The 17,298-nt window shown below is 71.9% G+C and carries 13 protein-coding genes; 11 read left to right on the top strand and 2 right to left on the bottom strand.

Annotated features, from left to right (window positions below; translation table 11 throughout):
- Nucleotides 1-151 precede the first annotated feature (151 nt).
- From ACH4ZX_RS24985 to ACH4ZX_RS24975, 3 genes are read left to right on the top strand one after another with little or no spacing between them, the layout of a single operon-like run.
- Nucleotides 152-1,318: a hypothetical protein gene (locus ACH4ZX_RS24985; RefSeq protein WP_398276712.1), complete on the top strand. Its 1,167-nt coding sequence runs from the start codon at nucleotides 152-154 to the stop codon at nucleotides 1,316-1,318.
- On the top strand, nucleotides 1,318-3,516 hold the full coding sequence (locus ACH4ZX_RS24980) for a glycosyltransferase (RefSeq protein WP_398276709.1): 2,199 nt from the start codon (nucleotides 1,318-1,320) through the stop codon (nucleotides 3,514-3,516). Before ACH4ZX_RS24985 ends, ACH4ZX_RS24980 begins: the two co-directional genes overlap by 1 nt.
- On the top strand, nucleotides 3,513-4,823 hold the full coding sequence (locus tag ACH4ZX_RS24975) for an acyltransferase (protein WP_398276706.1): 1,311 nt from the start codon (nucleotides 3,513-3,515) through the stop codon (nucleotides 4,821-4,823). Before ACH4ZX_RS24980 ends, ACH4ZX_RS24975 begins: the two co-directional genes overlap by 4 nt.
- Nucleotides 4,824-4,994: 171 nt before the next feature.
- On the opposite strand, the gene ACH4ZX_RS24970 is transcribed toward ACH4ZX_RS24975, so the two are convergent.
- Complete coding sequence (locus ACH4ZX_RS24970) at nucleotides 4,995-5,255, bottom strand: hypothetical protein (protein WP_398276703.1); 261 nt, start codon at nucleotides 5,253-5,255, stop codon at nucleotides 4,995-4,997.
- A 464-nt stretch (nucleotides 5,256-5,719) separates the two neighbouring features.
- Here ACH4ZX_RS24970 and ACH4ZX_RS24965 point away from each other — a divergent pair, with 464 nt between their 5' ends.
- The 8 genes from ACH4ZX_RS24965 (at nucleotide 5,720) to ACH4ZX_RS24930 (ending at nucleotide 15,970) form a co-directional block, all read left to right on the top strand.
- Nucleotides 5,720-7,081, top strand: a complete 1,362-nt coding sequence (locus ACH4ZX_RS24965) for a nitrate/nitrite transporter (RefSeq protein WP_398276701.1) — start codon at nucleotides 5,720-5,722, stop codon at nucleotides 7,079-7,081.
- 117 nt (nucleotides 7,082-7,198) lie between these two features.
- Entirely contained in the window at nucleotides 7,199-8,350 is a 1,152-nt protein-coding gene (locus ACH4ZX_RS24960) for a uroporphyrinogen-III synthase (RefSeq protein WP_398276698.1), read from the top strand.
- Nucleotides 8,351-8,653: 303 nt separating this feature from the next.
- Nucleotides 8,654-9,250 carry a CGNR zinc finger domain-containing protein gene (locus ACH4ZX_RS24955; RefSeq protein WP_398276695.1) on the top strand — a complete coding sequence of 199 codons (597 nt, stop codon included), beginning with the start codon at nucleotides 8,654-8,656 and terminating at the stop codon, nucleotides 9,248-9,250.
- A 350-nt stretch (nucleotides 9,251-9,600) separates the two neighbouring features.
- Nucleotides 9,601-10,122, top strand: coding sequence for a sigma-70 family RNA polymerase sigma factor (locus ACH4ZX_RS24950; protein ID WP_010039908.1), 522 nt, complete (start codon nucleotides 9,601-9,603; stop codon nucleotides 10,120-10,122).
- The gene (locus ACH4ZX_RS24945; RefSeq protein WP_398276692.1) at nucleotides 10,122-10,928 is read left to right on the top strand and encodes an anti-sigma factor family protein; all 807 of its coding nucleotides are present in this window, start codon (nucleotides 10,122-10,124) and stop codon (nucleotides 10,926-10,928) included. The genes ACH4ZX_RS24950 and ACH4ZX_RS24945 overlap by 1 nt, the downstream gene beginning before the upstream one ends.
- 258 nt (nucleotides 10,929-11,186) lie before the next feature.
- Complete coding sequence (locus ACH4ZX_RS24940) at nucleotides 11,187-13,529, top strand: HelD family protein (protein WP_398276689.1); 2,343 nt, start codon at nucleotides 11,187-11,189, stop codon at nucleotides 13,527-13,529.
- Between the two features lie 454 nt (nucleotides 13,530-13,983).
- On the top strand, nucleotides 13,984-15,399 hold the full coding sequence (locus ACH4ZX_RS24935; RefSeq protein ID WP_398276686.1) for an NAD-dependent malic enzyme: 1,416 nt from the start codon (nucleotides 13,984-13,986) through the stop codon (nucleotides 15,397-15,399).
- A 289-nt stretch (nucleotides 15,400-15,688) separates the two neighbouring features.
- Entirely contained in the window at nucleotides 15,689-15,970 is a 282-nt protein-coding gene (locus ACH4ZX_RS24930) for an HU family DNA-binding protein (RefSeq protein ID WP_007382399.1), read from the top strand.
- Nucleotides 15,971-16,262: 292 nt separating this feature from the next.
- Here the strand turns inward: ACH4ZX_RS24930 and ACH4ZX_RS24925 are convergent, their stop codons facing one another.
- Nucleotides 16,263-16,532 (bottom strand): hypothetical protein, encoded by a 270-nt coding sequence (locus ACH4ZX_RS24925; protein WP_398276684.1) that lies wholly within the window; start codon nucleotides 16,530-16,532, stop codon nucleotides 16,263-16,265.
- Nucleotides 16,533-17,298 lie beyond the last annotated feature (766 nt).

The raw sequence follows: 17,298 nt of genomic DNA, 5'->3' as shown, positions 1-17,298 counted from the left end.
CACGTGGCCACCACAGTTCCTCCGCGTGCGCTACATTCATGCCCTGAGCACGGTGTGGTAAAGGGGGCGCTCGAACCGGGTGGGGGCCTGGCTCAGCCGACGGGTGCTCGAGTCGTAAGCGCACCCAGAACTGTCCCGTGGGGGGTTGTGCGTGCGTGTGAAGAAGTGGCGGGAAGACGCCCAACCGGAATGGGCCGGTTCGGCATCCGGGGCCCAGGCTCTCCCGGCGACCGGGGGAGACACCCGGGCGTTTCCCGAACCCGGAGCGACCGGAGTCCCCGACGGCGCCTTCCGGGCCTTCGGCGACGCCGCCTTCGGAGAACCCGCTTCGGGAGCCCCCGCCTCGGGAGACGCCGACGCCACGCAGGCGCTGCGCGGCGGCCCCGGCGCCCACCCGCACGCCGACGCCTTCGCGCGGACCGACGCCTTCCCGCACGCCGCGCACGCCGACGCCTTCGCGCGGACCGACGCCTTCCCGCACGCCGCGCACGCCGACGCCGACCACACCGCCGTGCTTCCCTCCTCGGCCCGCCCCGGGACCGGCCCCGCCGCCCCGCGCGACCCCTGGCAGACCCCGGGCGACACGGAGCACACCCACGACCCGCACGAGGTGACCGTCCAACTGGACGCCGTCAGCCTGCAGCAGGACATGGGCCTGCGCCGGGCCAAGGGCGGCGCGGCCGGTGGCGACGGCTCCGACAGGCCCGTCTTCGTCGACGAGTCCGGCCGCCGCAGCCGCCGCTTCCGCCGCATCGGTGTGGCCATCGGCCTGGCCTGCGCGGTCTACGCCGTCGTCATCGTCATGACCCTGCTCTCCGGCAGCTCCGACGCCCCCTGGCTGCCGGTGCCGGGCCAGAAGGACGAGCAGCCCGCCGACGAGGTCGACACCTCGCCGCAGCCCTCCGGCACCGCGGACCCCTCCGGCACCGCCGGCGCCTCACCCGGCGCGTCGGCCACCACGACCGACGGCGCGACGGCCTCTCCGGGCGCCGCCGGCGTCACCCCCGGCGCGTCCGGGGGCGCCGGGCAGGGGGCCTCCGCGGACCCGCAGCCGTCGGCCAGCACGTCGACGTCGAAGCCGGGGACCGGCGTGAGCCCGCCCGTCCCGTCGCTCTCGGCCGACCCGGTCACCCCGTCGGCCGGCCCCAGCACGGGCGGCAGCACCACCGCCGCCCCCTCCGAGTCACCCGTCGGCGACACCACCGGCCTCGGCAACGGCACCGGCGCCGTGGCCGCCGGCCCGAGCACCCCGACTCCCGTCGCCGAGGAACCGGGTACGCCCGCCCTCCCGTCCACGTCCCCGGAGTACCACCTCTGATGGCATCCCGCTCCCGCCGTCGCAGGGCCGCGAACAAGGCCCCCGACGGCTCCCGGCGCCGCGTGCCCATGCGGCTGCTGCTGCCCATGCTCGTGCTCGTCGCCCTGATGGCGATGCTCATGCTGCGCGGCTACGTGCACAGCGAGATCCTCGCCGACCACCGCATCCAGCCCGAGGCGGCCGCCGACAAGGTGCCGGAGAAGATCATCGACGGCGGCCCGGTCATCGACACCCGCAGCGGCCGCACCACCAGCCTGCGGCTGTCCGACCACCACCTCGTCCTCACCTTCGACGACGGCCCCGACCCGACCTGGACCCCCAAGGTCCTGGACGTGCTCAAGGAGCACCACGCGCACGCGGTCTTCTTCGTCACCGGCACCATGGCCTCGCGCTACCCGGACCTGGTCAAGCGCATGGTCGACGAGGGCCACGAGGTCGGCCTGCACACCTTCAACCACCCCGACCTCTCCTTCCAGTCCAAGAAGCGCATCGACTGGGAGCTGTCGCAGAACCAGCTCGCGATCACCGGCGCCGCCGGCATCCGCACCTCGCTGTTCCGGCCGCCGTACTCCTCCTTCGCCGACGCCATGGACGACAAGTCCTGGCCGGTCACCGAGTACATCGGCACCAAGGGCTACATCACGGTCGTCAACAACACCGACAGTGAGGACTGGCAGAAGCCCGGCGTCGACGAGATCATCCGCCGCGCCACGCCCAAGGACGGCAAGGGCGCCATCGTCCTGATGCACGACTCCGGCGGCGACCGCCACCAGACCGTGCAGGCGCTCGACAAGTTCGTGCCCATGCTCCAGGAGCAGGGCTACCAGTTCGACAACCTCACCGAGGCGCTCGGCGCGCCCAGCGCCCACACCAAGGTCGCCGGACTGGACCTGCTCAAGGGCAAGGCGTGGATCTTCCTGGTCAGCGCCTCGGACAACATCACCGGCGTGCTCGTCGTCGGCCTCGCGGTGATCGGCGCCCTGGTCATCTCCCGCTTCGTGCTGATGCTCCTGCTCTCCGGCGTCCACGCCCGCCGGGTGCGCCGCCGGCGCTTCAGCTGGGGACCGCCGGTGACCGAACCGGTGTCGGTGCTGGTGCCCGCGTACAACGAGGCGAAGTGCATCGAGAACACGGTCCGCTCGCTGATGGCGAGCGAGCACCCGATCGAGGTCATCGTCATCGACGACGGCTCCAGCGACGGCACCGCGCGGATCGTGGAGGCGATGGGCCTGCCAGGCGTCCGCGTCGTCCGGCAGCTCAACGCGGGCAAGCCGGCCGCCCTCAACCGGGGCCTGGCCAACGCCCGCCACGACATCATCGTGATGATGGACGGCGACACGGTCTTCGAACCGTCCACCGTCCGCGAGCTGGTGCAGCCCTTCGGTGACCCCAAGGTCGGCGCCGTCGCCGGCAACGCCAAGGTCGGCAACCGCGACTCGCTCATCGGCGCCTGGCAGCACATCGAGTACGTGATGGGCTTCAACCTCGACCGCCGCATGTACGACATCCTGCGCTGCATGCCGACGATCCCCGGCGCCGTCGGGGCCTTCCGCAGGTCGGCCCTGGAGCGGGTGGGCGGCATGAGCGACGACACGCTCGCCGAGGACACCGACATCACCATGGCGATGCACCGCGACGGCTGGCGGGTCGTCTACGCCGAGAAGGCGCGGGCGTGGACCGAGGCCCCGGAGTCCGTGCAGCAGCTGTGGTCCCAGCGCTACCGCTGGTCGTACGGCACCATGCAGGCCATCTGGAAGCACCGCAAGGCGCTGGTGGAGCGGGGCCCGTCGGGCCGCTTCGGCCGCGTGGGCCTGCCCCTGGTCTCGCTGTTCATGGTGGTGGCGCCGCTGCTGGCCCCGCTGATCGACGTGTTCCTGCTGTACGGCGTGGTGTTCGGCCCGACGCAGAAGACGGTCGTGGCGTGGCTGGGCGTCCTGGCGATCCAGGCCGTGTGCGCCGCCTACGCGTTCCGTCTCGACAAGGAGCGCATGACCCACCTCATCTCGCTGCCCCTGCAGCAGATCCTCTACCGCCAGCTCATGTACGTCGTGCTGCTCCAGTCCTGGATCACGGCGCTCACCGGCGGCCGCCTGCGCTGGCAGAAGCTGCGGCGCACGGGCGTCGTCGAGGCGCCGGGAGGCCCGGTGCCACGCCGGCGGACCGCGACCAGCAGCAGTGATCGGAGGCCCGTGGCATGACCCACGGATACACGACCGGAACCCCGGAGTCGACGCCGTCCTACGGCTTCCCGCAGGCGCGGACCGCGCAGGCGGCGCCCGCCGCCGGCCCCGACACCGTGCCCGTCCCCGACACCGCGGCCGCGCCCGAGACCGCGCCCGCGCCGAAGAAGCCCGGCCGTGACCGCTACCTGGACCTGCTGCGCTCCATCGCCCTGGTCCGCGTGGTGGTCTACCACCTGTTCGGCTGGGCCTGGCTGACGGTGCTGTTCCCCTCCATGGGCGTGATGTTCGCGCTGGCCGGCTCGCTGATGGCGCGGTCCCTGAACCGCCCCGCGGTGAGCGTGATCAAGAGCCGCGTCCGGCGCCTGCTGCCTCCGCTGTGGGCGTTCAGCGCGGTGGCGCTGGCGCTGATGTTCGCGGGCGGCTGGAACCCGGTGAAGGACCCCGACCACGGCGGCACCTGGGGCCTCGTCGACCTGGTCAACTACGTGATCCCGATCGGCGCCCCGCCCTTCCCCTGGCACATCGGCTCCAAGTCGGGCCTGCTGGAGGACACCTGGGCGGTCCAGGCGTGCGGCCCGCTGTGGTACCTGCGCGCCTACCTGTGGTTCGTGGTGGCCTCCCCGCTGCTGCTGTGGGCGTTCCGCAAGGCGCCGTGGCCGACGCTGCTGGCCCCGCTGGGCCTGACCGCGATCGTCGGCACGGGCCTGGTGACCATCCCCGGCGAGACCGGCAACGCGGTCAGCGACTTCGCGGTCTTCGGCGGCTGCTGGGTCCTGGGCTTCGCCCACCACGAGGGCGTCCTGCAGCGCGTCCCGCGCTACATCGCCATCTCCTGCTCGGCGCTGATCATGGCCTTCGGCCTGTGGTGGGCCTCCGGCCACCTGGGCCCCGACGGCTGGGACCTCAACGACATCCCGCTGGCCCAGGCGACCTGGTCCTTCGGCTTCGTGGTGATCCTGCTCCAGTACTCCCCGTCGTGGCAGGAACTGCCGGGCAAGCTGGCCAGGTGGGACAAGCTGGTGACGCTGTCCAACAACCGCGCGGTCACCATCTACCTGTGGCACAACATGCTGATCATGGCCACGGTCCCGATCATCGACCAGGCGTACAACCTGCCGTTCATGCAGAGCGACCGAGCGGTGGCGGCCCTCGACTCCACCTACATGCTGTGGATGTTCTTCCTGGTCTGGCCGCTGATCGGCCTGGTCATCCTGGCCTTCGGCTGGATCGAGGACATCGCCGCGAAGCGCAGCCCCCGCCTGTGGCCGGACGGCCACCGCAACAAGCGCCCACAGCCCAACCCCGGCACGCACCGCTCCTGACGGCCCCGCTCGCGTCCGCGAGCTCCGGCACCACATCAAGGGCCGCCCGGATCCCCCGGGCGGCCCTTCGCCGGTGCGGTACCGGGCCGGGCATCGGTCCCCATCCTCCGACGTGGGGATAGGGCTGTGGCCCGTCGATGTACGACGGGCCATGCCTTCTCATCTGTGGTTCTACTTCGGGGTGTTCTTGTCGTTGGCCGGGAGCTTGATGGTCTCTTCGTAGTCCGTCCAGTGGTAGACCCACTGCTTGCGGACGGCGACTTTCCCGGCCCAAGGGAACAGGCTCTCGGAAAGGCCGATGATGCGGTCGGCCATGGTGTCGAGTGCCTTTTGAACGCTGGTCCCAGGGATGTTGACCCCCTTCAGGCCGCGCGGCACCTCAAACTCGAAGCTGATGCGCAGTGAACGTGGCGTTCCCTCGTGTTCTGACATTGCCCCTCCCTCATGACGAGCGCCAGTACGCATGAGAGTACGTCAATTTGGTAGAACGTCAACTCTCTCACGAGAGCGATGGTTTCCAGTGAGTACTTGAGGGAGTCCCTGGATGAAAAGGGCAGTTCAGAGGCCAGGTTCGCCCGCGTTTTGCAAACCAGCGGAATCTCTTCTCGTGACGTCGCTGTTGGGCGGCCAGAGTGAGGGGCCCCCTCGCGTTATCGGGCGCGGCTGGAACGCGAGCGCTGGGGGGTCGCTGCCCGAGGTCAGTGGGGCCCTTGCGGTTCGGGATTATGCGCTGGCCAGCCGAGATCCCGAGCAGGCGCGCCCCCCCGTGACCTCTCATCCCGCCCCCGCGCGGGGTGAGAGCAACGTTCCTTCGCGGTCACCCGGTGCCACAGGGCGGAAACGCGCTCTCCCTACCTTCGGGAACCACCGAGCCCGAAGCGCACCGTGGAGGCGTCATGACAGCACCGAGCAGGGGCGGCCGCTGGATCCAGCACTGGGATCCGGAGAACGAGACCTTCTGGAACGAGACCGGGGAGAAGATCGCCAAGCGCAACCTCCTCTTCTCCGTCCTGTCCGAGCACATCGGGTTCTCCGTGTGGACCCTGTGGTCCGTGCTGGTGCTCTTCATGGGCCCGGAGTACGGGCTGACCCCCGCCGACAAGTTCCTGCTCACCTCGATGGTGACGCTGGTCGGGGCCGCTGTCCGGGTCCCCTACACCTTCGCCGTCGCGATCTTCGGCGGCCGCAACTGGACCGTCGTCTCGGCCAGTCTGCTGCTCGTCCCGACCATCGCCGCCTTCGTCGTCATGGAGCCGGGGACCTCCTTCTCCACCTTCCTGCTCGTCGGCCTGCTCGCCGGCGTCGGCGGCGGCAACTTCGCCTCCTCCATGACCAACATCAACGCCTTCTTCCCGCTGAGGAAGAAGGGGTGGGCGCTCGGGCTCAACGCGGGCGGCGGCAACATCGGCGTGCCGGTCATCCAGTTGGCCGCGCTCGCCATCATCGGCGCGAGCGGCGGGCCGCGCGTGCTGCTCGGGATCTACATCCCGCTGATCGTCGTCGCCGCCGTCCTCGCCGCCCGCTTCATGGACAACATCGAGAACGTCAGGAACGACACCGGCGCCGCCCGGGACGCCGCGAAGGACCCGCACACCTGGATCATGTCCTTCCTCTACATCGGCACCTTCGGGTCGTTCATCGGGTACTCCTTCGCCTTCGGGCAGGTGCTCACCAACCAGTTCGGGCGTACCCCGCTGCAGGCCGCCTACGTCACCTTCATCGGCCCGCTGCTCGGCTCGCTGATCCGGCCGGTGGGCGGCCGGCTCGCCGACCGGTACGGCGGCGCGAAGATCACCCTGTACAACTTCGTCGCCATGGGCGCCGCGACCGCGGTGCTGATCGTCGCCTCGATGGAGAAGTCGCTGGCGCTGTTCACCGCCGCGTTCGTGGTCCTGTTCGTGCTCACCGGCCTCGGCAACGGCTCCACGTACAAGATGATCCCCGGCATCTTCCAGACCAAGGCCCTCGCCAAGGGGCTTCAGGGCGAGGCGGCGGCCGCGTACGGGCGGCGGCTGTCCGGGGCGTCCATGGGGCTCATCGGCGCGGTCGGCGCGCTCGGCGGCGTCGGCATCAACCTCGCCTTTCGCCAGTCCTTCCTCTCCTACGGCTCCGGCACCGGCGCGTTCGTCGCCTTCCTGGCCTGCTACGCCCTCTGCTTCGCGGTGACCTGGGCCGTATACCTTCGCCGCTCGGCCGCCGCGACGCCCTCCACCGCTGCCACAGAGACGAAGCCGCAGCTCAGCTACGCCGAGGTGTGACGTAACACCGGCGACATCAAGCCGAACCGAGCCTGTCACGCACCGTTGACAGGCTCGTTCGGTATGCAGGATCCGCGACCATCGCCTGCACGACGACTCGAGTTCGGGACGAGAGCCATGTACGACGAACAGCAGCGACCGGACCACGGCCCCCTGGCGGGCTTCACCGTGGGTGTGACGGCCGCGCGCCGCGCCGACGAACTGGGGGCGCTGCTGCGGCGCCGGGGAGCCGCCGTCCTGCACGCGCCCGCCCTGCGCATCGTGCCGCTCGCCGACGACAGCGAACTGCTGGCGGCGACGAAGGACCTGATCGACCGGGCGCCGGACGTCGTGGTGGCCACCACCGCGATCGGCTTCCGCGGCTGGGTGGAGGCCGCCGAGGGCTGGGGCCTGGGCGAGCCGCTCCTGCGGCGGCTGCGGGAGGTCGAACTGCTCGCCCGCGGGCCCAAGGTGAAGGGCGCCGTCCGCGCGGCCGGGCTGACCGAGGAGTGGTCGCCGTCCAGCGAGTCCATGGCGGAGGTGCTCGACCGGCTGCTGGAGGAAGGGGTCGACGGGCGCCGCGTCGCCGTGCAGCTGCACGGCGAGCCGCTGCCCGGGTTCGTGGAGTCGCTGCGGGCCGGGGGAGCGGAGGTCGTCGGGGTCCCGGTGTACCGGTGGATGCCGCCGGAGGACATCGGGCCGGTGGACCGGCTGCTGGACGCCGCCGTCTCCCGCGGCCTCGACGCGCTCACCTTCACCAGTGCCCCGGCGGCGGCCTCGCTGCTGTCGCGGGCCGAGGAGCGCGGGCTGCTGCCGGAGCTGACCGACGCCCTCCGCCATGACGTGCTGCCGGCCTGCGTCGGCCCGGTCACCGCGCTGCCGTTGCAGTCCCGCGGCATCGACACCGTCCAGCCGGAGCGGTTCCGGCTCGGCCCGCTGGTGCAGCTGCTGTGCCTGGAACTGCCCGGCCGGGCACGGGCCCTGCCGGTCGCCGGGCACCGGGTGGAGATCCGCGGGCACGCCGTGCTGGTCGACGGCGAGCTGAGGCCGGTGCCGCCGGCCGGGATGTCGCTGCTGCGGGCGCTGGCACGGCGGCCGGGGTGGGTGGTGGCGCGGTCGGAGCTGTTGCGGGCGCTGCCGGGCGCCGGGCGCGACGAGCACGCGGTGGAGACGGCGATGGCCCGGCTGCGGACGGCTCTCGGGGCGCCGAAGCTGATCCAGACGGTGGTGAAGCGGGGCTACCGGCTGGCGCTGGACCCGGCCGCCGACGCGAAGTACGGCGACGTGTGACCCCGGCCGGGCCGCCGCGGCCGTCCCTCCGAGCGGCCCCGCGCGCCCTGGCCGGTTCCTCGCCGGTTCCTCGCCGGTCCCCACCAGCCTCTCGCCGGTCCCCGCCGGTCCCCACCAGCCTCTCGCCGGTCCCCGCCGGTCCCCGCCGGTCCCCGCCGAGCCCTCGTCGGTCCCTCGCCGGTACGAGGGGTTCCGGCGGTGTGAGGGGAGGGGCACTGTAGGAGGGAGACGGTTTCCCGGCCCCTTCACTGGCGTCCACCGGCCCCCGCGCGGCCGGGGTGACCCCGAGGCGGTGACAGGCACATGGCACTGGGTACGGCCACGGCCCCGTACGAGCTGCGGTTCGACGCCGGGCGGATCTGCCTCGATCTGCTCGCGACCACCCACCCCGAGGAACGGTTCGACTCCCTCGACGCGCTGCGCGCCTGGATCGCCGGAGCGGGACTGGTGCCGCCCGGCACGCCGTTGGCACACGCCGACACCGGCTGGCTGACCGCCTTCCGTGAACTGCGGGTGGAGATCAGCCGGTTGGTGCAGGCCGGCCTGGCGCCCGAGCCCCGCCCGGCGCCCGGCGCCGCGCTCGGCCGGGTCAACGAGATCGCGCGTACGGCACCCCCGGCCCCGCGCGCCGTACCGGGCCGGGACGGCGTGCTCGTACGGGAGTTGGACGGGCCGCCCGAGTGCGCGCAGCTGCTCGGCGCGGTCGCCCGGGATGCCGTGGAGCTGCTGACGGACCCCGTCGCGCGGGCCCGGTTGCGCCAGTGCGAGGGCGACAACTGCCCGATCGTCTACCTGGATTCGTCCCGGGGCCGCAGGAGGCGCTGGTGCTCCAGCGAGGTCTGCGGGAACCGCGAGAGGGTGGCCCGGCACCGGCGGCGCGCGGCGCTCACCCGTTCCTGACCTTCCCCGGCGAGACTTCTGACCGGCCGTTATGCGGCTTCTGCGCCGCGGCTGTTGATGTGATGTCTGTTACATCGCGTTTACCTGTGCGGTCGCGGGGCCGCCCGGCTCCCGCCGGCTCGACCCTGTCGATGTGGCGGAAATGTGAAGGTCGAGCGGCGAGAATGTGCTTCCTTGTCCCTCTCGTCGCATCACCCGCCAGAAAACTGTCGCCTCTCTTTGAACAGCCCGCGCAGCCCCTACGTACCCGTGCACGAGCGACCGACTGGGGGAACCCCCGGACACCGGAGGTGGGCGTGCGCAAGGATGCGGCCGTGGCCAATGAACGTGGATCGAGGGCCCGACATCGCATGTCCCAGCCCTCGGAACCTGACGAGGAGCTGATGCGTGCCCTGTACAGGGAGCACGCCGGACCCTTGCTCGCATACGTGCTGCGCCTGGTCGCCGGAGACCGGCAGCGCGCCGAGGACGTGGTCCAGGAAACACTCATCCGTGCCTGGAAGAACGCCGGTCAGCTCAACAGGGCGACCGGATCGGTACGCCCCTGGCTGGTGACGGTCGCACGGCGCATCGTCATCGACGGCCACCGCAGCCGGCAGGCCCGGCCGCAGGAGGTCGATCCGTCGCCGCTGGAGGTCATCCCCGCGGAGGACGAGATCGACAAGGCGCTGTGGCTGATGACGTTGTCCGACGCGCTCGACGACCTGACCCCGGCCCACCGGGAAGTGCTCGTCGAGACGTACTTCAAGGGGCGTACCGTCAATGAGGCGGCCGAGACACTGGGCATACCGAGCGGCACCGTCCGGTCCCGGGTGTTCTACGCCCTGCGTTCGATGAAGCTGGCGCTGGAGGAGCGGGGGGTGACGGCGTGATGAGTGTTTACGGGGGATTCGGAGCGAGCGGTACGGGTATGTCTGGCCCTATGCAGGGATCTCCGGTGCCGAACGAGCATGAGACAGTCGGCGCCTACGCCCTCGGCATCCTCGACGACGCCGAGGCGACCGCTTTCGAGGCGCACCTCGCCGGCTGCGAATGGTGCGCCCAGCAACTCGACGAACTCGCGGGGATGGAGCCGATGCTGGCCGCCCTCGCGGACCTGCCGGGCTCCGGCTCGCCCGCGATCGGCGAGTCGCTGTCCGCCAAGCCCAGCCCACGGCTCGCGGAGAAGCTCGTCGACGAGGTCGTGGTGCGCCGCAAGACCAGGACCCGGCGCAACTTCTTCGCGCTCGCCGCGTCGGTCGCGCTGATCGCCGGAGGTCCGCTCGCGGTGCTCGCGGCCACCGGAGACTCGAACGACACCGGCACCCAGGCCGCGGGCCCCGCCCAGGCGGCGTTCCAGTCCATGGGCGACCGGGTCTCGGCGACCGACCCGAGCACGCACGTCAGCGCGACGGTCGCGATGGAGAAGAAGGACTGGGGCACCCACGCCGTCCTGCAGTTGAAGAACGTCAAGGGACCGCTCAAGTGCTCCCTGATCGCCGTCGGCAAGAACGGCGAGCGCGAGACGGTGACCTCCTGGTCCGTCCCCAACTGGGGCTACGGCATCCAGGACGCCCAGACGGAACAGGCCCGCAACCCGCTCTACGTCCACGGCGGCGCGGCCTTCACCCCGAACCAGATCGACCACTTCGAGGTCATGACCTTCGACGGCAAGAAGCTCGTCGCGGTCGACGCGTAGGGCCCGTCCTGCGGATCGGGCGGCCGGCACGCGGTGCCGTGGACGGTGCCGTGCGTGCCGCCCGCCCGCCGTGGACGGTGCCGTGCGTGCCGCCGGCCGCCCGCCGACGGTGCGCGCCGCGGCCGCGGGAGACCGGCGGCCCTCGCCCCCGGGTGAGCGTGAGGAACCGCCGGCCGGCGATGCCGCCCCTCCCCGTAGCTTCCACCGGCCCCCTTCGCGTACGGTTGACGGCTGCCCAGCACGTCAGAAGGGGGCCCGGTGGCCGCTCAGGCTCAAGAATCCGCGGTCGGCTCGGTTCACGACTCCGCCCACGACTCGGTGCGTGACCGAGAGATCGACATCGAACAGGAACACCTGGACCGGGTGTACCGGCGCCTCGAGGAGAAGATCCACGAAGCCGAGTTCCTGATGAACGACGCGGCCAAGCGCGGCCAGGTGGGCACCCCCGGCGCGCTCGCCGAGCGGGACGCCCAGGTCTTCCGGGCGGGGATCCACCTCAACCGGCTCAACAGCGAGTTCGAGGACTTCCTCTTCGGCCGCATCGACCTGCTGCTCGGCAAGGACGGCAAGAAGGGCCCGGACGGCGCCTACACCGCCGTCGAGCCCGCCGAGGGCGCGGTGCGGGCCGACAACACCGCCGACATCGCCGAGACCCTGCACATCGGCCGGATCGGCGTCCTCGACCAGGACTACTCCCCGCTGGTCATCGACTGGCGGGCCCCGGCCGCGGCCCCCTTCTACCGCTCCACCCCGGTCGACCCCGGGCGGGTCGTCCGGCGCCGCGTCATCCGCTCCAAGGGCCGCAAGGTGCTCGGCGTCGAGGACGACCTCATGCGCCCCGAGCTGACGGCCTTCCTCGACGGCCGCGAGCTGCCCGTCATCGGCGACGGCGCCCTCATGGCCGCCCTCGGCCGGGCCCGCAGCCACACCATGCGGGACATCGTCGCCTCCATCCAGGCCGAGCAGGACCTGGTCATCCGCGCCCCCGCCGCCTCCGTCACCTACGTCGAGGGCGGCCCCGGCACCGGCAAGACGGCGGTCGCCCTGCACCGCGCCGCCTACCTCCTCTACCAGGACCGGCGCCGCTACGCGGGCGGCATCCTGATCGTCTCCCCGACCCCGCTGCTGGTGGCGTACACCGAGGGCGTGCTGCCCTCCCTCGGCGAGGAGGGCCAGGTCGCCATCCGGGCGGTCGGCTCACTCGTCGACGGCGCCGAGGCCACGCTGTACGACTCCCCGGCCGTGGCCCGCGCCAAGGGCTCGTCCCGCATGCTCAAGGTGCTGCGCAAGGCCGCGCGCGGAGCCCTGGAACTGAACGGTTCACCGGACCGGCTCCGGGTGGTCGCCTTCGGCCGCCGGCTGGAACTGGAGGCCGCGGAGCTCGACCACGTCCGGCGCACCGCCCTCGGCGGCACCGCCCCCGTCAACCTGCTGCGCCCGCGCGCCCGCCGGCTGCTCCTCGACGCGCTGTGGGAGCGGTCCGGCGCCGGCACCCGGCACACCGACCCGGAGCTGGCCGCCGAGCTGCGCTCCTCCTTCGACGAGGACATCACCTCCGAGGACTCCTTCACCGAGTTCCTCGACGCCTGGTGGCCCGAGCTGACGCCGGGCGACGTGCTGGAGGCGATGGCGGACGAGAGGCGGCTCGGCCGCTGGGCCCGACGCGTCCTCAACCCCGGCGAGGTCCGCAGGGTCGCCCGTTCGCTCCGGCGCGAGGGCCGCACCGCGCACGACATCGCCCTGCTGGACGAGCTGCACGCGATCCTCGGCGTCCCGGCCCGCCCTAAGCGCCGGCGCGAGCTGGACCCGCTGGACCAGCTGACCGGGCTGGAGGAGCTGATGCCGGTCCGCGAGGAGTCGCAGCGCGAGCGGGCCGAGCGGCTGGCGCAGGAGCGCACCGAGTACGCGCACGTCATCGTCGACGAGGCCCAGGACCTCACGCCGATGCAGTGGCGCATGGTCGGCCGCCGCGGCCGGCACGCCACCTGGACGGTCGTCGGCGACCCGGCGCAGTCGTCCTGGTCGGACGTCGACGAGGCCGCCGAGGCCCGCGACGAGGCCCTCGGCACCCGTCCGCGCCGCCGCTTCCGGCTCACCGTGAACTACCGCAACCCCTCCGAGATCGCCGAGCTGGCGGCCAAGGTGCTGGCCCTCGCCATGCCGGGAACGGAGGCCCCGTCCGCCGTCCGCTCCACGGGCGTGCGGCCCCGTTTCACCGTGGCGGGCGAGTCGCTGGGCGAGACGGTCCGCGCCGAGGCCGCCCGGCTGCTGGACCTCGTCGACGGCACGGTGGGCGTCGTGGTCGCCATGAACCGGCGCGCGGAGGCGGCCCGCTGGCTCACCGGGCTGGGCATGGGGGTCCCCCCGGACGAGCGCAGCCGAGACTGGGGGAGGGTGGTGCCGCTCGGCAGCCTGGAGGCCAAGGGCCTGGAGTACGACGCGACGGTCGTCGTCTCCCCGGCGGAGATCGCCGACGAGTCGCCGGCCGGCCTGCGGGTGCTGTACGTCGCCCTGACCCGGGCGACCCAGCAGCTGACGGTCGTCTCGGGCGAGCGGGACGAGCCGGACGCGTCCGGGATCCCGGATCTGCTGAGGGACTGACGATCCGCTGACCGACCGAGAGGTCCGCCGAGGGACGGAGAGGTCCCCTGGCCGACCGAGAGGTCCGCCGAGGGACGGAGAGGTCCCCTGGCCGACCGAGAGGTCCGCCGAGGGACTGAGAGAAGGAACTCGCCGTACGGGAATGGCCATCCGGGATCCGTTTGTTAGCCTGGGTGTGGCACCGGCCCGATCCAAGCCCCCGGGCCCAACCTTTGTCGCTGCGAGCGACCACTTGCCGCGAGGCGAGCATGGCGGGTCGGTGTCATTGACCACGGAAGAGGTCCGCGTCCACTCCGGCGCGGACCTCTTCCCGTTCTCCCGTTCTCCCGCCGCGGTCAGGGGCCCCGGTGTGAACAAAACGTCCGCAATCCCGTCCCGCTAACGCCTACTCGGCAGTAGGTGCGACGATCGGACGGCATACAGCGTCACCCGGTGAAAGCAGAGGAAGTCGGTCATGGCAACGGCGCCCAGCGTCTCCTACTCGATGACGGTCCGGCTGGAGGTGCCCGCGAGCGGAACCGCCGTCTCGCAGCTCACCACCGCCGTGGAGTCTTCCGGAGGCTCGGTGACCGGCCTCGACGTGACCGCGTCCGGCCACGAGAAGCTGCGCATCGACGTCACCATCGCGGCCACCTCCACCGCGCACGCCGAGGAGATCGTCGAGGAGCTGCGCGGCATCGAGGGCGTCACGCTCGGCAAGGTCTCGGACCGTACCTTCCTCATGCACCTCGGCGGCAAGATCGAGATGGCGTCGAAGCACCCGATCCGCAACCGCGACGACCTGTCCATGATCTACACGCCCGGCGTGGCCCGGGTCTGCATGGCCATCGCCGAGAACCCCGAGGACGCCCGCCGCCTGACCATCAAGCGCAACTCCGTTGCGGTCGTGACCGACGGCTCGGCCGTGCTGGGCCTGGGCAACATCGGCCCGAAGGCCGCGCTGCCGGTCATGGAGGGCAAGGCCGCGCTCTTCAAGCGGTTCGCCGGCATCGACGCCTGGCCGATCTGCCTCGACACCCAGGACTCCGACGCGATCGTCGAGATCGTGAAGGCCATCGCCCCGGGCTTCGCCGGCATCAACCTCGAGGACATCTCCGCCCCGCGCTGCTTCGAGATCGAGGCCCGGCTGCGCGAGGCGCTCGACATCCCCGTCTTCCACGACGACCAGCACGGCACCGCGATCGTCGTCCTCGCCGCGCTGAAGAACGCGCTCCGCTGCACCGGCAAGGCGATCGAGGCCATCCGGGTCGTGATGTCCGGCGCCGGCGCGGCCGGCACCGCCATCCTGAAGCTGCTGCTCGCCGCGGGCGTGAAGAACGCCGTCGTCGCCGACATCCAGGGCGTCGTGCACGCCGGCCGGGAGGACCTGGTCCGGGCCGCCGCCGACTCGCCGCTGCGCTGGATCGCCGACAACACCAACCCCGAGGGCCTGACCGGCACCCTGAAGGAAGCGGTGCGCGGCGCCGACGTGTTCATCGGCGTCTCCGCCCCGAACGTCCTCGACGGCGGCGACGTGGCCGCGATGGCCGACGACGCGATCGTGTTCGCGCTCGCGAACCCGGACCCCGAGATCGACCCGGCGGTCGCCCGGCAGACCGCGGCCGTCGTGGCCACCGGACGCTCCGACTTCCCCAACCAGATCAACAACGTGCTGGTCTTCCCGGGTGTCTTCCGCGGCCTGCTGGACGCCCAGTCCCGCACGGTCAACACGGAGATGATGCTGGCGGCCGCGACCGCGCTGGCGGAGGTGGTGACCGAGGACGAGCTGAACCCCAACTACATCATTCCGAGCGTCTTCAACGACAAGGTCGCGGGTGCCGTGGCCGGCGCGGTGCGGGAGGCGGCGAAGGCGGCGACCGCCGTGTCGTAGGCGTGCCGTACGGTGCCGGAGCTGTGAGTATCGCCACCCGAGACGTGCCCCGGCGCGTCGCGGAACCGGGGCCCGACGGCCGCACTCTAGGGTTGCGGGCACGCGCGAGCCTTTCCGTGTGACTCCCCAGGGTGGTTGCACGACTCCTACGGGTGCCGGATTGGCTTTCCCGCCGCAGGTAGGGGCAGGATGCGTCCCTGGGCGCGAGCGCATCGGCTTTCACAGCGCCTGACATGCGGCTCCGCCGCGTGGCACGCCTCAACGGCAAGAAGAACACGGGAGTAAGAACATGAACCGCAGTGAGCTGGTGGCCGCGCTGGCCGACCGCGCCGAGGTGACCCGCAAGGACGCCGACGCCGTTCTGGCCGCGTTCGCCGAGACCGTCGGCGAGATCGTCGCCAAGGGCGACGAGAAGGTCACCATCCCCGGCTTCCTGACCTTCGAGCGCACCCACCGTGCCGCTCGCACCGCGCGCAACCCGCAGACCGGCGACCCGATCCAGATCCCGGCCGGTTACAGCGTGAAGGTCTCCGCGGGCTCCAAGCTCAAGGAAGCCGCCAAGGGCAAGTAAGCACTCCGCCTGGTGGCGCCGGTCCACCGCAGCGGCGTCCGGCTTCGCCGCCATGGGTGAGCGCGGGTACGGCACTGTCCGGTCGCGCCCCCGCGGCGGAGCCGCAGGCTCCACAGGGCCCGCACAGGGCCTCCCGGCCGAAGGCGTCGGAAAGGGCCGCCCCGCCTTCACGGGCGTCCAGGAGCCGTCGCAGGACGTGGTCGTGTCGATCAGGCCGCGAGCAGTTCATGCAGGCGCCCGGCCGGGATTACCCGGCCGGGCGTTCTGCGTCGGCGGCTGTTCGGCGTGGCCGCTACGTGCCGGAACCGTCGGACGTAGCCGGCGCCGGCACGTCGGCACCGTCGGAAGCGGATTCCCCTTCCTTCACCCAGTCGGGCTTGACCGGAACGGCGTGATGGTCGGTGTCCAGCCTGATCTCGTCGCCCTGCTCGATCGTCCAGCATTCCAGTTCCCGCAGCCACAGGGCGTGCAGATGCGCGTGCGCCGCCTCAGCGTCCATGAACACGTACGCCACGCGCTCGACGGGCCTGTCCGGCCCCAGCGCCTGGGTCCGGCGCGCCACACAGGCATCCAGCATCTCGCCCGGTGAGACGTCCCGTCCGTGGACGATGATGCGCGGGCATCGGCCGTCGGCGTCGTAGACACCCTTGAGGTCATGGTGATCACGAGCATCTCGGACATGAGGCCGCTGACCGGAGTGATGTCCTCCAGCAGCGGATGCCCGGCCCGGGCCTGCTCGAGCGCCGTGGCCGGATCCGCCCGCACATCGTGGAACTGGACGGGGGTGACGTCTCCCGGTCCGCGCAGCACACGCCAGGGGCCGAAATCCAGCCACCGGCGGGAGACCAGCCGGTCGTGCCCGGCCCCACGGAAACCGCAGAGCCGGCCATGCGAGCAATGGAGCCCGCCGAAGCTGTGGGACCGATAGGGATCGTCCCCGCGTGCCCACTCCCGATGAATGCTCATGAAGGAGGCGAGTTCGAAGGGCGTGGCACCCGAGGTGAGCGCCGCGAGCATGACCTCCGGATCCGCCGGTTGCGGTGAACTGAGTCTGTCTGACCAGGCTGCCCCGATCCAGGCTGAGGAAGGTCTCGTCATCGCCGGGCCATTGCACGAGCGAGTCGTCCTCGCTGCGCAGTATTCGTCCCTGCCGGTCCGGATCTGGTTGCACGCTCCGCCGGGCATCACCGTGGGACGCGAAGACCTGCGTGGGGGGGGGGGGGGGGGGGGCCCGCCCCCCCCCGGGGGGGGGGGGGGGGGTGGGGGGGGGGGGGGGGCGCCGGCCCGGCCCGGGGGGGGGGCGCGCCGCCGGGCCCGCGGGTGGGCCA

It is taken from the genome of Streptomyces sp. NPDC020490 (genome assembly GCF_044335305.1).
In the GTDB taxonomy this organism is placed as follows: domain Bacteria; phylum Actinomycetota; class Actinomycetes; order Streptomycetales; family Streptomycetaceae; genus Streptomyces.
This window is presented reverse-complemented; position numbering and strand designations above follow the sequence as displayed.